General features: G+C 50.7%; 12 protein-coding genes and 1 pseudogene. 10 read left to right on the top strand and 3 right to left on the bottom strand.

Features of this window, described 5'->3' with window-relative positions; genetic code table 11:
• Window positions 1–103 precede the first annotated feature (103 nt).
• The 5 genes and pseudogenes from ACFVVF_RS08590 (at window position 104) to ACFVVF_RS08570 (ending at window position 2,214) form a co-directional block, all read left to right on the top strand.
• On the top strand, window positions 104–439 hold the full coding sequence (locus tag ACFVVF_RS08590; protein ID WP_387808940.1) for a zinc ribbon domain-containing protein YjdM: 336 nt from the start codon (window positions 104–106) through the stop codon (window positions 437–439).
• A gap of 262 nt (window positions 440–701) precedes the next feature.
• Window positions 702–1,046, top strand: a pseudogene (locus tag ACFVVF_RS08585) (VOC family protein); the annotation flags it as partial.
• Between the two features lie 36 nt (window positions 1,047–1,082).
• On the top strand, window positions 1,083–1,484 hold the full coding sequence (locus ACFVVF_RS08580; protein ID WP_387808938.1) for an SRPBCC family protein: 402 nt from the start codon (window positions 1,083–1,085) through the stop codon (window positions 1,482–1,484).
• A 77-nt stretch (window positions 1,485–1,561) separates the two neighbouring features.
• On the top strand, window positions 1,562–1,738 hold the full coding sequence (locus ACFVVF_RS08575) for a YjfB family protein (RefSeq protein ID WP_188887266.1): 177 nt from the start codon (window positions 1,562–1,564) through the stop codon (window positions 1,736–1,738).
• Between the two features lie 173 nt (window positions 1,739–1,911).
• On the top strand, window positions 1,912–2,214 hold the full coding sequence (locus tag ACFVVF_RS08570; protein ID WP_387807171.1) for a hypothetical protein: 303 nt from the start codon (window positions 1,912–1,914) through the stop codon (window positions 2,212–2,214).
• 100 nt (window positions 2,215–2,314) lie between these two features.
• Here the strand turns inward: ACFVVF_RS08570 and ACFVVF_RS08565 are convergent, their stop codons facing one another.
• Window positions 2,315–2,806, bottom strand: a complete 492-nt coding sequence (locus ACFVVF_RS08565) for a YhjD family protein (RefSeq protein ID WP_387807168.1) — start codon at window positions 2,804–2,806, stop codon at window positions 2,315–2,317.
• Between the two features lie 174 nt (window positions 2,807–2,980).
• Between ACFVVF_RS08565 and ACFVVF_RS08560 the strand changes: the two genes are divergently transcribed.
• On the top strand, window positions 2,981–4,858 hold the full coding sequence (locus ACFVVF_RS08560) for a prenyltransferase/squalene oxidase repeat-containing protein (protein ID WP_387807166.1): 1,878 nt from the start codon (window positions 2,981–2,983) through the stop codon (window positions 4,856–4,858).
• 87 nt (window positions 4,859–4,945) lie between these two features.
• The gene (locus ACFVVF_RS08555; RefSeq protein ID WP_387807163.1) at window positions 4,946–5,956 is read left to right on the top strand and encodes an HD domain-containing phosphohydrolase; all 1,011 of its coding nucleotides are present in this window, start codon (window positions 4,946–4,948) and stop codon (window positions 5,954–5,956) included.
• A gap of 62 nt (window positions 5,957–6,018) precedes the next feature.
• Here the strand turns inward: ACFVVF_RS08555 and ACFVVF_RS08550 are convergent, their stop codons facing one another.
• Window positions 6,019–6,945 carry an aldo/keto reductase gene (locus tag ACFVVF_RS08550; RefSeq protein WP_387807160.1) on the bottom strand — a complete coding sequence of 309 codons (927 nt, stop codon included), beginning with the start codon at window positions 6,943–6,945 and terminating at the stop codon, window positions 6,019–6,021.
• A 152-nt stretch (window positions 6,946–7,097) separates the two neighbouring features.
• Here ACFVVF_RS08550 and ACFVVF_RS08545 point away from each other — a divergent pair, with 152 nt between their 5' ends.
• Window positions 7,098–7,529, top strand: coding sequence for a MerR family transcriptional regulator (locus ACFVVF_RS08545; protein ID WP_387807157.1), 432 nt, complete (start codon window positions 7,098–7,100; stop codon window positions 7,527–7,529).
• A gap of 1,212 nt (window positions 7,530–8,741) precedes the next feature.
• Here the strand turns inward: ACFVVF_RS08545 and ACFVVF_RS08540 are convergent.
• Window positions 8,742–11,900 (bottom strand): alpha-mannosidase, encoded by a 3,159-nt coding sequence (locus tag ACFVVF_RS08540; protein ID WP_387807154.1) that lies wholly within the window; start codon window positions 11,898–11,900, stop codon window positions 8,742–8,744.
• 244 nt (window positions 11,901–12,144) lie between these two features.
• Here ACFVVF_RS08540 and ACFVVF_RS08535 point away from each other — a divergent pair, with 244 nt between their 5' ends.
• A complete protein-coding gene (locus ACFVVF_RS08535) occupies window positions 12,145–13,776 on the top strand; it encodes a response regulator (protein WP_387807151.1) in 1,632 nt (543 codons plus the stop codon).
• Window positions 13,777–13,922: 146 nt separating this feature from the next.
• Window positions 13,923–15,701 carry a sensor histidine kinase gene (locus ACFVVF_RS08530; RefSeq protein ID WP_387807148.1) on the top strand — a complete coding sequence of 593 codons (1,779 nt, stop codon included), beginning with the start codon at window positions 13,923–13,925 and terminating at the stop codon, window positions 15,699–15,701.
• Window positions 15,702–15,738 lie beyond the last annotated feature (37 nt).

The following is a 15,738-nucleotide window of genomic DNA, read 5'->3' as shown; positions in this document are numbered from 1 at the left end:
AACCTAGCTGCTCTTCTAGTGTTCATCCATCTAATAGGGTTGTCAGCAGCGGAAAACTATGACAGTATGGATAGCGACTATATGGATCTGGAGGAAATGAATGATGGCTGCTTTGCCCAACTGCCCCAAATGCAACTCCGAATATACGTACGAGGACGGAAATTTATTCGTTTGTCCCGAATGCGCCCATGAGTGGGATCTTGCTGAGGATACGACAGAAGACGTTAAGCTGGTAAAGGATGCGAACGGGAATCTGTTGAACGACGGTGATTCTGTAACCGTAATAAAAGATTTGAAAGTGAAAGGCAGTTCATCCGTTCTGAAGATCGGAACCAAGGTGAAGAACATCCGTCTCGTTGACGGCGATCACAATATCGATTGTAAAATCGACGGCTTTGGCGAAATGAAGCTCAAGTCCGAATTTGTCAAAAAGGCGTAATATAGGAAACAAATATTTATGAATGGACGTCCTTCTGTGCATCGGAATTTCCGATATGCAGGAGGGCGTCCTTGTTTAGATACAGTAATAAATTTCGGAAAAAGGGAACACCGATAGTCTGTCGAAAATAATGGGTATGATCTCTGGAAACTCAAACCTTTTTTCATACAATCTGTGGACGAGGTTTTCTGTTACCCTAGCTATTTGTCGGAGCCCCAACGAACGGGCACCTTATATACTTATTGATTGGAGAGATGCCTGAATGAAAGTAAAACGAATTGTTGCTAATATCGCGGCAGATAAGCTGGAAGCAGCGCAACTGTTTTATGGGACGGCGCTTGGCCTTGAACGGATGATGGACCATGGCTGGATAACTACTTATGGTTCAGATGAGAAGTCAAATGTACAAATTAGCATTGCTTCGCAAGGCGGAAACGGCACTCCGGTGCCTGATCTATCCATAGAAGTAGACGATGTTGATGTTGCCCTTGAGCGTATGAGGGAAGCCGGCTTTCCAATAGAATATGGGCCGACAGATGAAGATTGGGGAGTTAGAAGGTTTTACGTTCGTGATCCGTTCGGCAAACTTGTTAATATACTAGCCCACATCAACTTAAGCAAAAGCGACAGTAAACCCGTCGGATTGACTGCGGCTGCTGGCTTTCAAGTAGGTATCCGCAGAACGCTGCCCGTTTCCAGAGAGCAGGCATGGGCATTTATAACCTCAACGGAGGGCTTGAGCTTATGGATTGGGCAACTGCCGAAGCTGGAGCTGACAGTGGGCGAAACGTTCAAATCCGATGAAGGTGTAACAGGACAGTTAAAAGTCGTCAAGCCGCTGCATCAGCTCAGACTGACTTGGCAGCCCAAGGATTGGGATCGTCCGTCGACTTTGCAGATCCGGCTCTTGTCTGACAAGCCGGATAAAACGACGATCAGCTTTCATCAGGAGCAGTTGGATCATGCGGCAAGACGGGAACAAATGAAGCAGCACTGGGAGAACGTGCTGACTATCATCGCCGAGCGCGCAGGTAGGCAGCTTTAAATAGAGTCTGCTTTGTCTAACTCAGGGTGAAAATTAACAGGCAATCAGCCGATATAAGGTAAGGAGGAGGGATTGCAATGGATATAGCCGCTTTATCGGTATCGTTGAATCAATCTGCACTATCACAAGCTGTTGGCATTAAAGTGCTGAGCATGGCCAATAAGCAAGCCGAGCAGCAGGGTCAGGGCATCGTTCAGTTAATGAATGCAAGCCTTAATCCGAACGTAGGCCAAAACCTGGACATCCGGGTATAGCCATCCCAAAACTTAGCTTAACTACTGGAAAGAAAACTGTATGCGACCACAGCATACAGTTTTCTTTTTATTTTTTCAAAAAAAGTATAGTAATAAAGTAGGGAAAGGATGGTATGATAATAATTATCAGTGCTATCCATTCACTCACCCGTTCAGAGAGGTGCAACCTTCACGTGAAAAATGCTAAAGTGAACTTATTTCTTCTTCTCTTCCAGATGGCCTATGCCTTGTCTTTGCTGGCTTGGATTCTGGTTGCGTTTACCTCGTTCATGCTGTTCGATTCTCCGGGGTCATTGGGTGACGCGGCAACGATTGCCTTTTTTATTTACGTCTGGATCTATCCGCTGGCTCTGATAGGAACGATAGCGGCCAGTTGGCTGCTTTACCACAAACGGAGATTTAAAACAGCGGTATGGGTGAATCTTGTACCGCTGCTATGGATTCTCCCATTGATTGTACTGATTTACGTGAGTTAGACAAAGGTTGGACGTCCTCCTGGGACGTCCATTTTATTTGCCGCAAGCCCCAAATGACCGAATAAACTTCACTCATTTACTCTTATTCCTTATGCGAATGCTAACGGAAAATACCGTTAATATATTTCGAGATTAGGCTGCCGATGCTTTTTCTCGCATATTCACGAGTGACCGCAAATCCACCGTCATTGCCGCGGCAGGTATAACGGAACAAGACGATACCCTCCGTATGCTCCTCCTCATGCACGACAATACCCGCGTGATCAAGTGCTTGATGGGTTGCCGCCAAATCTGTGCGCATTTGTGTCAGCACGATTCTAGTTGCTTTGACAAACAATGGGCGAAGTGATCTTGCGCGGCTCTCAATATCGGTTAAATTTTTCTCCACGATGCGATAGGCCATTGGCAATAATACCGAATCATGCATCAATTGAAGCTCGTCACGCGCAGCCGCAGGCGGCGCTGGAGGCCAGCCGTTTGAAGCGGCGATTTCGTATTCCGTATGCAATGCAGGCTCGTGAACTGTTGAAGCATTCGGCCTCAAGCAATCCGAATATCCGTTATCCATTAGTTGCTTACTATTCACTGTCATTCGTAAGTCACCTCTCTTTCATTATATGCGAACATACGTTCTTTAGTCAAAAACAAAAAAATGAGTTCTTAAGATTCTCTGGAAAAGGAATGTTACGGAGCAGCCGATCATAATGTCTGCCCGTATTGCCGCATATACATAAGAAAACTAAAGCTGCAAAGGATGAACGCGTTTATGGATATGGGCAATTTGCGGGAGAGGATCAAGCTGCTGACGAATGAATTGCTGCACCGTCAGTCGGCTGACGGCGCTTGGCGGTTTTGCTTTGATTCCGGCGTCATGACCGACAATTATTTGATTATACTAATGACCGCACTGGGGATAAGAGACCCGGGCTTCATTCACGCCTTGGCAGTGCGAATTGCTTCATCCCAATACCAGAATGGAGCATGGAAGCTGTATCCGGATGAGCCGGAGGGCAATTTAGAGACGACAGCCGAATCCTGCTATGCGCTTTTATGCGCTGGATATTATCGGCCGAGCGATCCGCGTATTTTGCTGGCCAAACAGTTCATTCGATCTAAGGGTGGATTGTCTGAGGCGCGCAGCCTGCTGACGCAAGTTATTTTTGCCGCAACCGGCCAAGCGGAATGGCCGCGCCAGCTGCGGATTCCGCTGACCGTATTTTTCTCTGAGCTTGGCGTCGGTTTTGATTTGTTTTCGCTTTCGGGCCATGCCCGCGCGCATTTGATTCCGACACTGATCATGTCGAACAAGCAATTTTATGTGAGAAATGCGAATATGCCTGATTTATCGGATCTGTTTCTGGACGGCCCTAAGACGTTCAAGAACGATCGAACCTGGATTTCGAATCTGCATGAGCTGTTCTCGGCGCTTCCGCTGGCCAGTACGCTGGCTTCCATTGGCTCCGCGGCTGCGATGGAGCAAGCCGAAGCTTATATGCTGGAGCGGCTGGAGCCCAATGATACGCTGCTCACGTACGAGACTTCAACCGTTCTGATGATATTCTCGCTGCTAGCATTAGGGTACACCGCGGACGATCCTTTGATCAGCCGGCTGCTGCAAGGCATCCGTTCGCTGCAATGTATGGATCGTGCACATATTCAGATCGCGACGTCGGAAGTGTGGGACACGGCACTACTTAGCCATGCTTTGCAGGAGGCGGGTGTCGCAATCGAATCAACGGCGCTTCAGAACGCGGCTTATTATTTGGCTGCCAGACAGCAGACCCGCAAAGGCGATTGGGCGATCCGAAACCCTCATACCGAGCCTGGGGGCTGGGGATTTTCCGACATCAACACGCTTTATCCTGATGTAGATGACAGCGTCGCCGCGCTCAGGGCGCTGCTTCCGTACCGGGAGAGCTACAGCTTCCCGAATGGTACAGCCAGTTGGCAAAGAGGCCTGAATTGGGTGCTGGCGATGCGTAATGACGATGCGGGCTGGCCCGCTTTCGAGCGGAAGGGGAAATGGATGCCGGCCAGCCTTTTCCAGTTCGAAGGCTCAACTGACGTTGCTACTGATCCTTCTACCGTAGATTTGACTAGCAGGGTTCTCAGTTTTCTTGGCAAGGATTTGGTCATGACGATCGGCCATCGCTGGATTGACGACACGGTGCAGTGGATTTTGTCTCAGCAGACGAAGGAGGGAAGCTGGTACGGGCGTTGGGGGATTTGTTATATCAACGGTACCGGGGCGGCGTTGCAAGGCATGTCCGATGCAGGCATGGCAAGCGATCATCCTGCTATTAAAAAAGCCGCGAACTGGCTGCTGAGCATTCAAAATGAGGATGGAGGCTGGGGAGAGTCCTGCTTGAGCGACAAGGTGAAAAGGTACGTGCCGTTAAACGCCAGCACGCCTTCACAAACCGCATGGGCGCTGGACGCGCTTATTGCCGCCAATGATAAGCTTACACCGGAGATTGAAAAAGGAGCCGAAGCGCTGCTTCGTACGCTGGAGCGGAGGGACTGGACCTATTATTATCCGACCGGGGCAATGCTGCCGGGGAGCGTCTACACGCACTACCCAAGCTATAACTATATTTGGCCGCTGCTCACTTTGTCAGCAATAGTGAAAAAATACGGTTCGTAATCATGTACGATAGCTGGATCGATATGGTAAGATGGAACCGACCTTATATTTCCTTTTAACGGACAGAGACAAGAAAGAGAGATTGTCATGACTCAACAACTAAACTTGTTTTTGCAATTGGCGGATGCCGTCATCATCACAGATGTCAAGCATACGATACTGCGCGTAAACGGTGCATACGAGAAGATTACAGGCTATCAGGAAGAAGAGATCATTGGGAAGCGTGCCGGTATTCTGCGTACGCCCTATACGTCCCAATCTGTCTACGATGGCATGAAGAGACAAATTCAGGCCGGACGGCCGTGGTCCGGTGTATTTACGAACCAGAAACGGGATAAGGAGCTGTGGCACTCCTTTATTACAATTACCCCATTCGACATTGAAGGCGAGCTCTATTATGTAGGAGTATTCCGCGAGCTGGAGAAGCTGAAGCAAGGTCTTTATTTGGACGAAGATCGTGCCAGCCGGATGCAGGGTTCTTTGCTGAAGGTGCTGGCTATTTCCTGCGAAATTCGCGATCCGGGAACGGAAGCGCATCTGTCGCGGGTGCAGAATTTGACTGAGCTGCTAGTGGAAAGACATAACGAGAGGCTGGAACTGGCCTTGCCGAAGGTAGAGCTGGCACGCATTGCCAATGCCAGCATTTTGCATGATATCGGCAAATCCGGCATTCCCGAAGGCATATTGTATAAGCCGGGGTCCTTAGCCGATTATGAAAGAACGATCATTGAAATGCATCCCATTATTGGCGTTGATATCGTCGATAAAATATTCGCTGAGCTGGATGATGAGTTGTTTGAAAGTGAGCTTCAAACGGCGAAAAACATTATTTTATACCATCATGAAAGATGGGACGGCACCGGTTATCCGCATGGCTTGAAGGGTGAGTCTATTCCGCTGGAAGCAAGGATCGTCAGCGTTGTCGACGTATTCGACGCATTATCAACGAAGCGTGCCTATAAGGAGAAGTGGAGTCTTGATTCGACGCTAGACTACTTGCGCGAACAGCGCGGCAGGCAGTTTGATCCAAGCGTTGTTGATTCGTTTCTGTCGCTGGCAGATGACGGACAGCTTATTCCGCATTTAGCTGCTCAGTGAGCAGGCGGCTTCCACATAAAAAGCACCGAGCCCATGGGGCCGGTGCTTTTTGGCATGTTGTATTAAGGAAGCATGTTGCCCGCTGCTGTGTAGATTTGGTACCATTCTTGCCGGGTCAGCGGAATGTCCGAGCCTTTGCAGGAGTCTATTAAACGTTGAACGTTTGTTGTGCCAAGCACCACTTGAATGTTCGCAGGGTGGCGCGTAATCCAGGCAACGGCAATAGCCGTGTTGGTTACGTCATATTTGGCTGCGATGCTGTTGATCACTTCGTTAAGCTCCGGATAGTTTTCCAGATCACCGAGGAACGGGCCGTTGAAGAAGCCTTTTTGGAACGGCGACCATGCTTGTACAGTTATTTCATTCAAACGGCTGTAGTCCAAAATGCTGCCGTCGCGATTAACCGATTGGTCGATATTCATATTAACGGCGATGCCGGCGTCAACCAATGGCGTATGCGCGATGCTGAATTGGAGCTGGTTAACGACGAGCTTTTGCTTCACATATTTTTGCAGCAGCTCGATTTGCGCCGGATTTTGATTGGATACGCCGAAGTAGCGTACCTTGCCGCTCTTGTGAAGCTCTTCGAACGCTTCAGCCACTTCTTCCGGCTCAACGAGAGCATCCGGGCGGTGCAGCAGCAAAATGTCGAGGTATTCGGTGTTCAGCCGCTTCAGAATGCCGTCCGTCGATTCCAAAATATGCGCTTTGGAGAAGTCGAAGTAACCTTTGCGGATGCCGCATTTGCTTTGCAGAATCATTTTCTCACGAATGCTTGCATTCATTTGAATGGCTTCTGCAAAATAAGATTCGCATTCTCCGTACGAAGGACCGTAAATATCAGCGTGGTCAAAAAAGTTGATTTCCTCATCCATAGCTGTGCGGATCAGCTTCTCCGCTTCGGTCAACGAAAGCTGCTTAATGCGCATGAGGCCCAGAATAAGATTGGACACCTTCAAGTCGGTATTGGCAATATCGATGTATTTCATTTTTATATAATCTCCCTTCAATCGGCTTTACTTTTTCAAGATATACGATAGAGTTAACTCTAGGTCAATCTCGAATTTGAATTTAATCAAACTTATCGTTAGCGTAACCTCAAAACGACCTTTTATTACCAAGCGAAGCTGGAGGGAAAGAGATGAATTACACCATTTCGCAAGTGGCCAAAAAAACAAACTTATCGATTTACACGATACGTTACTACGATAAAGAGGGGCTTCTGCCCTTCATAGACCGGGAGAACGGGACAAGGGTTTTCCATGAGCAGGATGTTGACTGGATCGACCTGATCTGTTGTCTCAAAAATTCCGGCATGCCGATCAAAGAGCTCCGTACGTTTATCAACTACTGTACCGATCATGACGCCGTCGTCGAGAAAGGGCTGGAAATCCTCATCAAGCATCGGCAAAATGTTGAGCAGCAGCTTCGCGACACACAGCGCAATCTGGAGACGATCAATTATAAAATCGAGCATTTACCGCAGATGTACAGAGAGAAATTCGCCGTTCGCGAGCAGCGTAAGACTGAGCTTGGGGCGGGGAATTCTGAAGGCAATAGCTCGTTGAATTGACTCCTTTTTTAGTGGCGTTGGCAGACCACCGTATTCTTCTCTTTCGCTAAATGAATATAATAGGCGAAAGAGGAGAATGGTTAGCTAGCTTCTTAAACCTCCTCTAGCTGGTGAACTGTCCTTGTAGATGCCGATGAACCCTACCACATCCAAACTGGCCTCTCCCATAATGCTCGACGGCAATCGATTAAACCTCTACAAACTTTCCACGAGCATCAGATAACAGTTAATCAATCCAGCGACCCCAGTAACTCAAGCGGATAATTACCTCTCCTAATTTGTCATTCCCGTCACATCAGGCTGCTAACCAAACACCCACTAACTAGTTGCCTCTGCAGCACCGTCGGTAAACTAAATACTCTCTAGCTAGACGCCTTTGTAGCATGGGCGGTAAACCAGACCTTCTCTAACTAGTCGCCTCTGTAGCAAAGGTGGTAAACTAAACTTTCTCTAATTAGTTGCCCCCCCGCTGGATGGTGAACAAAATGCAAAAGTGCATGCTGATAAACGCTAAAAGGGCCAAAATGGCCATCAAAATGTAAAAGTACATTTGAAATCGCTCGTTTCTGCGAAATCGGACTGTTTTGGGCCAACCAACCTGCACATTTGCATTTTGAAGCGGGAAAACATCGAAAAAATGGCTCACAACCTGCAGTTTTGCATTTTGATTAGCTAGCCGCGGCCAATAGCGAATCTGCTTCGCTATAGAACGAATCAAACTTCGCTATATTACAGCTAATTGAAGGTGATTCAGCTATAGCGAACTAAACTTCGTTTTTCGAGAACGCAGCTTCACCAACAGCGAAAATCTCTTCGCTAATGCGAGAGGACGGCCTGAAATCACACGTTTTGACCACAATTAGCGAATCGGTCTTCGCTAAAAAGCGAATCCGCTTCGTTGTCCATAGCTTCAAGAAGATTTGTGCCGGCCGAATAGGGTGAGCGGAGTGTTTTGAGTTCGGGCTGACTTTTCGCAGGTTCTATCCATTAGTCATCGTGTAAGCGATGCGAGAATGGAATCAAGAACGGCAGTACGAACCAAAACGCGCAGCGACCCCGGTGTGGTGCGTTACGCACACTGGACGCCATGCAACACGCAGCGACCTCGGGTACGTTGTACGCGCATGTAAAAAGCTGCCGAGAAATCTCTCTCGACAGCCCACGCCAGTCACGTTCACATCGCCCAGCGTCTCTTCACCGCAACCGCACCGATTAAACGTAAACCTTCACCGTCTTAATCTCAAACGGCCGGAAATCAAGCGATACTGAGTTTCCTTTCAAGGCCAGCTCTTCCTGCGCCTCTTCCAGCATGTTGGCGATAACAACGCGTTTTGGCGCCTTATCGAACGTTAGAAGAGCGCCTTTCACCGCCGAACGTTCCGCTTCATAGAGGCGGATGACATAGGCGTCATCGTCCTCAGCCGGCTTCACCGCTTCGACAATAACGTTTGGAGCGTCAATCGCGAGGAAGGATTGCTCCTGCGCAGCAGCTCTTCCGCGAACCGAAAGCGCAGGCACATTCAGCTCGTAGGCCGGGCGAATGACGGTTTCTGCTGCAAAGCCGCCTTCATGCGGCAGCAGGGAGTAAGTCACTTCGTGAATGCCGGCATCGCCGCGCGGGTCAGGGTGAGCGCCGCCCTTGTGGAGCGTCAGGCGGATATCAGAACCCATTACGGATACGCCGTATTTGCAGTCGTTCAGCAGTGCTGCGCCAAAGCGGTTTTCCGACAGATCCGTCCACTTATGCGCGCATACTTCGAACATCGCCTGATCATACGGCGTATTCGTGTGGGTTGGACGCTCGACATGGCCGAACTGCACCTCGTGGCGGGCCTGCTGAGCGAGCAAATTGACGTCGAAGCCGACCTTGAGCAGCTGGTGCTTCTCGCGCCATACGATAACCGTCTCGAAGTCGACTTGAGCCGAATCCGAGTGGAACACCATATGCTGCGTAATGGATGATTGCCTTCCGATCTGGTATTCGCTGCGCAGGCGGAACTGAAGCGGGCCGTCTGCGGCGACTTCACGGGCGACGAGACGGGTTTGCAGCTGCAGCTTGCTGAAAATATCACGGTCGATATCCCAGTTGTCCCAAGCGCCCGGCAGGTCTTCGCCCATCAGGAAAGCGTTGAGCGGATGGCCGCTGCCGCGAAGCTCGCGCCTGCTAGCTTTATGAACGAAGGAATCGATATAGCCGAATTCGTCAAAACGAACCCGAGCATGCGGCGTATCCAGCGTGCCTGCTGTCTCGTCATAGCGGAACGGAGAAGGCGCATCCACCGCGTCCGCCCCTGCATTTTTCAGTGCAAAGACACGCGACCCGATAGCCGGTATCACTGTCTCTCCTACGAGCAGCTTGTGGCTGCCGAATACATCGGTGATCCGCTGCGAGAGAAGCGACTCGTCCGCCAGAGTCTGATTCTGAGACAAGCCGGCAATAGCAACCGTGCCTTTGCGGTCCCAGCTCAGCGTATTCCACACCGTTACGGCATTCTCGTCAGCCGCTCCCGATCCTGCTCCCGCAAGCAGCCCAGCAGTCGCTTTTTCCGCATCCAGAATGACTTGGCCAACCTCTGCAATGGCACGGTCATGGACCTCGGGAATCGAGGTGCCCGGCAAAATATCATGGAACTGGTTAATGAGCAGCAGCTCGTAAAGCGAAGCCAGACGCTCTTTATCAATACGGCCGCCCTTCGTGCCGCTGATCGATTCAACAAGCTCCAAATTGCGGAGCGCGAATTCTGCCTTCCGGTTGTTGCGTTTGATCTGGTGAATTTGCGTCAACGTTCCGCGGTGGCCCTCGAAATACAGCTCGCCGACATGAAGCGGAGGATTGACTGCTTCTGCCTCCAAATTTTGCATGAAGCGGCTTGCCGTCGTATGCTCGGTTTTTGGCACGCCTTCCAGATCGGCGGAGCGTCTAGCCATTTCAATCATTTCGTATTGCGGCCCGCCGCCGCCGTCCCCGAATCCGTAGGATACGAGCCGGCTGTCATTCACGCGCTTGTGAGCAATAGCGTTATGCGAAGCGTAGACGCGGTCGATCAGCGTCTCGGCATCCGGCCAGCAGTGAATCGTATTGAAGTGGGTGAGTACCTTCGTGCCGTCCAGCCCCTGCCAGTAGAATGTGTCATATGGAAAATGATTTGTATCATTCCACGAAAGCTTCGTCGTTAAGAAATAACGGACTTCCGTTCCGGCCATAATCTGCGGAATAGCGGCGCTGTAGCCGAACGTATCAGGCAGCCAGAACACGTCTGCCGTATAGTTGAAATGCTTGCGGGTATAGCGCTGACCGACGAGAAACTGACGGATGAGCGACTCGCCGGATACGAGGTTGCAGTCGCTTTCGATCCAGACGCCGCCGTTAATCTCCCAGCGTCCCTCGGCAATCCGCTGCTTCATGCCTTCAAAAATGTCCGGGTAGTGACGGCGCATCAGCTCGGCATGAAAAGCGGAGCTTTGGATGAACGTATATTCCGGGTATTGCTCCATCAAGCTGAGTACATTCGCATAGGTGCGCGCGCATTTGCGAATCGTCTCATCACGGGTCCACAGCCATGCCGTATCCATATGGGAGTGGCCGATGATGCCGGTCTTTGGTGCAGATTCGCCCGTTTTCCGCTCCAGCAGCGGCTGCATCAGTTCTCTTGCTTGGCGCAGAGGAGCCCGCCATACCTCTTCGGCAACCTCGTTCGGTGATTGCGCGAGAATCGGGAACAGCTCGAGCAGCGTATTTTCGATTTTGGCCCGGCGGAACGGATCGACCGCTCCGGAGCCCGCCACTTGCTGAAGCGTGCGCAGATCAAAGACGAAATCCTTCACGTCCTCGCGGCAGAGCATGACATCGATAGACGTATAGACGCGATTGTAGCGCTGCTCGCCGGAGAAGTTCGCCTCGCTCACCTGATACGGCTGCGTTCCGACGCATGGATGCCCCGCATAGGCCTCGAAGGCTAGGTCAAATCCAGTGCCGGCTTGAGCTTCCTTCGTCAGCAGCAGCGTATGATGATTGCCGCGGTTAGCCGCTTCTCTCGGATGCGTGAAGATGCCGCTTGGCTTGCCGTTCACGAAGAAGAAGGTTTCTACGCCATCCGTCTCTGCGCGGATATAAAGCTTGCGGCCATGCAGCTCCTTGGGCACCGTGTAATGGCCTTTGAACCAGGCGGAGCCCCATTCTTTGCCCCATTGCTGTCCGGATTTGGCCGGGCGCCAGCCCTCGTTGCCCTCGGGAACCTGGTAGCGATGCTCGTCCGTTTCGAAAAACACCGTTTCGACCTCGCCGACTTTTTCGAAAATAAGCTCGGTATAGATCTCGTCGAGCTTCTTCAATTTGCCCAGCGTTTTGTTTATGTGATTGGCATGGATCATCGGTTTAACAGCTCCTTTTGGCAGCATATTTACATATGTTCATTTTAGTGGGGAGGATGAGGCTGATCTACGGGGAAAAAGTAAACTTTCAAGGGCATAACGACCTTTTTCGGGTATCCGGTTTATACCTGCCCTATAAAATTGTAAAATTACCCCGTGCAATCTAAAACTGAGTGGGTTAGTATGAAGATAGACAGTAGGCCAAAACCCATTGGATGTTAAATTCGGCTGGAGAGGTGAAAAAATGCTGACAGCTCTTATAGTGGATGATGAATTCGAGATTCGTGAAGGTTTACGGAAGCGCTTCCCATGGGATAAATTCGGCATAAATCAGGTGCTTGTCGCCGATGATGGCGACTCCGCGCTGCGGATGGCGCTCGACCAAAGGCCGGATCTTATTTTGACTGATATTAAAATGAATCGAATGTCCGGGCTGGAATTTCTGCGTTCTTTGGAGCCCTATGAAGATTATAAGCCGGAGACGATTGTCGTCAGCGGCTATGATGATTTTGAACTTGCTAAGCAAGCGCTCCAAATCGGGGTGCTCGATTATATTTTGAAGCCGATCAATCTCGATGAGCTGGACGGGGTGGTCAGCCGGATTACCGATCATATTTACGAGCAGCGGGTGGAGCGGCAGCATGAGCAGCAATTATTCAATCAAATGCGGTTCGCCATTCCGAAAATGCGTGAGGATCTGCTGCGGGAAATGTTCGAGCTGCCGTTCGATCCGCATCGCGAAGCGAGACAGCGCCACCGGCTTCAATCGCTGAATCTGGAGTGGATGTCCCAGCATCAGATGATGCTGGTCGTCGTGGAAGCTGACGATTTGAAGGCGATTGAGAACCGCCGCTTGAAGGATAAGGAGCTGGTGCTGTTCGGCATCGGCAACGTTGTGAATCAGACGCTGGAGGAGGAATATCCGTATCCGTTCGCGATTGGCACGGACCGGTGCAACCGCTGGGTTGTGATGCTGGGCTGCATGCGGCAGGAGCATGCCAAGCTGGCGAGCGGCATCGCACAGCTGTGCATTCAGCGGATTAACGAGTTCGTCAAAGTAAAGGCGAGCGCAGGCATGCGCACGACACCGGGCGGCCTGGAGCATTTGCATGACATGTTCGTCGCTGCATCCGATGTGCTGGAGCGGAAGGCGCTATTCGGCGGAAATCGTCTCTTTACCGAGCTGTGGCAGGATCAGGAGGGAGAATGCGACAATCTGTCGCTGCGTGAGCCCGATGAGGTGCTGGACATGGTCAAATACGGCTCTGACGAAGATATTTCAGCGGCGATGGATCATTTTATCGAAATGGTGCAGGCTTGGCGCCTCTCGCAGTTGAAAGATATTCAGCAGGAAATATTCCAGTGGCTGTTCGAAATCTTCCGCAAAGCGGCATCCGCAGGCGTCCCGAATAAGCGATGGGGCAGCAATCCGATAGCGGTATGGGAGCTTCTGGAGCAGTATGATACGCTGCAATCGCTGAAGGAGCAGACCGAGCGGTTCTTGCTCGATATCGCCGCAGATTTCCGCACCGTATCGGCAATGCCGAGTCAGATCGTGTGCGAAGCGGAAAGGCTGATGCACAACAATTATGCGGACAGCTTGACGTTGCATAGCGTAGCCAGCGCGGTTCATGTGACGCCGGTGTGGCTTAGCAAGCTGTTCAAGAAAGAGAAGCGGATGACGTTTCTCGAATATTTGACCAATATCCGGATCGAGAAAGCGAAGGAAATGCTGGGGGACATTCAGTTCAAGGTGTATCAGATTTCCTATCAGGTCGGCTACAAGGACCCTGTCCACTTCTCGAAGCTGTTCAAGAAGCAGGTAGGCTGTACGCCGAAGGAATATCGAAGACAGAAGGGAATTGCGGAGGAATAGCAGGAATGGAAGGGCCGGTCGCTTGAAGCAGCGTATTCGCTGCATAAGGGGGATTCGGCCTTTCGCGTTCCATTTTTCCGTATTATTTGGCCGTTTCGGCAGTCGGAGCGTGGACGATGCAGTTGTTGAAAAAAGGTTCCTTGCGGTTGGCAACATCGTTTCGGAACCGGATGATTTTTATTTTTTTTCTCATCATAATCGTACCTTTTCTATTATTCGCCTATTATTCGCATATTAAATCGATTGAGGGTATTTCGAACACCAACACAAAGATGACCATGGGCTATTTGTTGCAGGCGAAAAAAAGCTTCGAGCTTTATCTGTACAAGCTCAACGATCAGGTTAACGACTTAATCGGTAATAAGCAGCTGCAGGATTTGCTTGTGAAGGAGCCGACCGATGCTGCCGCAGAGGAAACATTTGCCGTCAATATGCTTGCGTTTCTCTATCAGAATACGCCTGCGATTGATGCGTTTCGGGTCAAAATTTACCCGATCCGCCCGGCCGACTATCCGTCTTACTTAAGTACGATCGGAGAATCGATTCAAATTGAGGAACGGTACTGGTTTCAACGATCACGAGCAACGATCAGCCCGTCCTGGTATTTGTCGATGCCAAGGCAGGGCGCATACGAGAAGCCGCTGCTGTCTTATGTGAAGCGGTTTACCGGACTATACGACCGCAGGCCGCGCGGCATTATCGCAACGGACTTGTCGGAAGATTATTTGGCCCGTTATTTTTCACCTTCTGCGCAATTGAAAAACCAGAAGATGCTGCTGCTCAACGAAGACGGCATGATCTATTATGATTCTTCCGCCAATGAATGGACGGGCCAGAAGTTTCCTTCTCCCTCTTATATCAAATTCGTGGCATCGGCGGATCAAGGCTCGCAGGCGGTTACCATCGACGGGCAAACCTATCTCGCGACTTATGTTAAGCTGGACAGCCAGCCGTGGGCGATGGCGAGCCTGACGCCGCTTCAAGAGCTGACGGGAACGATCGATGAAATCAACCGGATGCTCGTTATTTTTCTTATCCTTTATTTGATCTGCTGTATCGGCGTTATATTCTACATCACGTCCCGCTACACGCAGCCGATCGCCCATTTGGTGCGGTTGATGAGAAGGCTGGAGACCGATAATATGCAGGATTTGATCCCGAAATCCTCCAGACAGGATGAGATTGGCTGGCTGTACAGCGGGGTCTCCAATATGGTCAAGCAGATTGAGGGTCTGGTCGAGGAGGCTTCGCTCGCGGAACGTAAAAAGAAGGTGCTGGAATTCCAGGTGCTGAGCCATCAGATCAATCCGCATTTTCTGTACAATACGCTGGAATCCATCCGCTGGAAGGCGGAAAATCACGGACGCAGCGACATTAGCGAGATGGTGTCGGCACTCGGCAATTTGCTCAGACTAAGCCTGAATCAGGGGAAAGAAAATACGACGCTCAGGCGCGAAATCGAGCAGGTTAAGGCTTACGTTATGATCGAGCAGGCGCGTATGGGCCAGCAGGTGCGCATCCTTTACTCCTTCGACGAAGAGCTGCTTGATCTGCCGTTCTTGCGGCTGCTGCTGCAGCCGTTGGTGGAGAACGCGATCCAGCATAGCGTACGGGATGATTTCCAGAAGGGTAAAATCATCATCTCCGCGAAGCGGGAAGAGCAGGATATCATTATATCTATTGCCGACAACGGTAAGGGCATACCAGCATCCGTCGTTGAGGAGCTTCAGAAGGAACATACGCCGGGAAGCTCTGTTGCTCCGGGCGTAAGAAGAGGAGTTGGCCTGCGCAACGTAAATGAACGATTGAAAATTTACTTCGGAGAATCGTATCAGCTGATGATCGAGACGGCTCCCGGCGCAGGGACGACGATTACGCTGAAGCATCCTGTGCTGCAGGACGGCGAGGAACTGAATGCGCGTTAAGGAACACGACAAAACCGGAGTTCACCCTCGTTTTGCA

The organism is Paenibacillus sp. NPDC058174, from assembly GCF_042883865.1.
GTDB lineage: Bacteria > Bacillota > Bacilli > Paenibacillales > Paenibacillaceae > Pristimantibacillus.
This window is presented reverse-complemented; position numbering and strand designations above follow the sequence as displayed.

Excerpts from the sequence above, each read along its gene's own strand:
- ACFVVF_RS08590 (WP_387808940.1), top strand. The coding sequence starts at position 104 with ATGGCTGCTTTGCCCAACTGCCCCAAATGCAACTCCGAATATACGTAC.
- ACFVVF_RS08575 (WP_188887266.1), top strand. The coding sequence starts at position 1,562 with ATGGATATAGCCGCTTTATCGGTATCGTTGAATCAATCTGCACTATCA.
- ACFVVF_RS08565 (WP_387807168.1), bottom strand. The coding sequence starts at position 2,806 with ATGACAGTGAATAGTAAGCAACTAATGGATAACGGATATTCGGATTGC.
- ACFVVF_RS08560 (WP_387807166.1), top strand. The coding sequence starts at position 2,981 with ATGGATATGGGCAATTTGCGGGAGAGGATCAAGCTGCTGACGAATGAA.
- ACFVVF_RS08555 (WP_387807163.1), top strand. The coding sequence starts at position 4,946 with ATGACTCAACAACTAAACTTGTTTTTGCAATTGGCGGATGCCGTCATC.
- ACFVVF_RS08550 (WP_387807160.1), bottom strand. The coding sequence starts at position 6,945 with ATGAAATACATCGATATTGCCAATACCGACTTGAAGGTGTCCAATCTT.
- ACFVVF_RS08545 (WP_387807157.1), top strand. The coding sequence starts at position 7,098 with ATGAATTACACCATTTCGCAAGTGGCCAAAAAAACAAACTTATCGATT.
- ACFVVF_RS08540 (WP_387807154.1), bottom strand. The coding sequence starts at position 11,900 with ATGATCCATGCCAATCACATAAACAAAACGCTGGGCAAATTGAAGAAG.
- ACFVVF_RS08535 (WP_387807151.1), top strand. The coding sequence starts at position 12,145 with ATGCTGACAGCTCTTATAGTGGATGATGAATTCGAGATTCGTGAAGGT.